Source organism: Pseudomonas juntendi (genome assembly GCF_009932375.1).
Classification (GTDB): domain Bacteria; phylum Pseudomonadota; class Gammaproteobacteria; order Pseudomonadales; family Pseudomonadaceae; genus Aquipseudomonas; species Aquipseudomonas juntendi.
The window spans coordinates 1-1,454 of the sequence record NZ_BLJG01000243.1; the positions used below are offsets into that span (position 1 = coordinate 1).

General features: G+C 60.0%; 1 protein-coding gene. It reads right to left on the bottom strand.

All coding sequences use genetic code 11. The annotated features are described in order from the left end of the window. A partial coding sequence (locus GYA94_RS23505; RefSeq protein ID WP_369008869.1) for an immunoglobulin-like domain-containing protein occupies positions 1 to 1,454 on the bottom strand: 1,454 nt, incomplete at both ends.

A 1,454-nucleotide genomic window follows, 5' to 3' on the forward strand; every position in this document is an offset into this window, starting at 1 on the left:
CTGGGCAGTAACCGGGCTCTGCGTATCGGTGACCGCCACAGTTGCAGGCTGACCGATCTGCAGGTTTTCCAGTTGCTCGCCGACCACTTCGGCCTTGGTGATGCTGACGGTGATCTTGCCTTCGTCCTTGAACACGTCATCGCCCTGCGCCGGAGCGGCATAGGACTTGGTGGTCTCGCCTGCTGCGAAGGTCAGGGTGGCACCGGTGCTCAGGGTCACGGTGAATGGCTTGTCGAGCGCTTTGTTCAAGGTAACGGTGAAGGTTGGCTCAGTCGCCTCATTCACAGACAGCTGATCGGCAGCGATGCTGACCTTGACCAAGTCGCCTTGGCCAGACGGCTCGTCAGTAACCTGAGTTTGAACCTCGGCCTTGTCCAGGGTCAGCTGCTCGAACTTCCAGGCATCCTGGCCGCTGACCGAATCAATGGCGTTGACCACTGGTGCGTTGGTGCCGACGTAGACGTTGTCCGGCGCGATAACAGTGGCCGAACCGGTGGTGCTGTTGGCCGCCACGACGATATTGGTGCCGTCGGTCAGCTTGAAGTACAGCTCCGCGTGGTTGTTGATCGGCAGACCATCTTTGTTGGTCAGCGTGATGGTGTAGGTAATCTCGCCGCCTTCGGCCACCGATGGGGTAGCGGTCAGTTTGGCGACCACTTCATCGATGGTGTCGGTGACTTTTACCGAAGCGTCGCCACCCAGTTGCAGGTTCTCGAACGCTGCACCGGTAGCATCGGCCGCCGACTTGATGCCCAAGGTGATTTCGCCGGCGTCTTGGTAGACGTCATCGCCCTGTGCTGCGTGCTCGTAAGCCGCGGTGGTTTCGCCAGCCTTGATTGTCACGACCGCGTCATTGCTCAGGGTCACAGTCAGGTCATGCGCCAGGACCGTGTTGATGTGCACGGTGAACGTCGGTTTGACGTTCTCGGCGACCGAGGTCTGGTCAGCTGTGATGGTGACCTTGACGATGTCACCTTCGTTGCCCGGGGTGCCAGGCTCGTCGGTGACCTGGGTGCTGACCTCAGCCTTGTCCAGGGTCAGCTGCTCGAACTTCCACGCATCCTGGCCGCTGACCGAGTCAATGGCGTTGACCACTGGCGCGTTGGTGCCGACGTAGACGTTGTCCGGCGCGATAACAGTGGCCGAACCGGTGGTGCTGTTGGCCGCCACAACGATATTGGTGCCGTCGGTCAGCTTGAAGTACAGGTCCGCGTGGTTGTTGATCGGCAGACCATCTTTGTTGGTCAGCGTGATGGTGTAGGTAATCTCGCCGCCTTCGGTTACCGATGGGGTAGCGGTCAGTTTGGCGACCACCTCATCGATGGTGTCGGTGACTTTTACCGAAGCATCGCCACCCAGTTGCAGGTTCTCGAACGCTGCACCGGTAGCATCCGCCGCCGACTTAATGCCCAAGGTGATTTCGCCGGCGTCTTGGTAGACGTCATCGCCCTGTG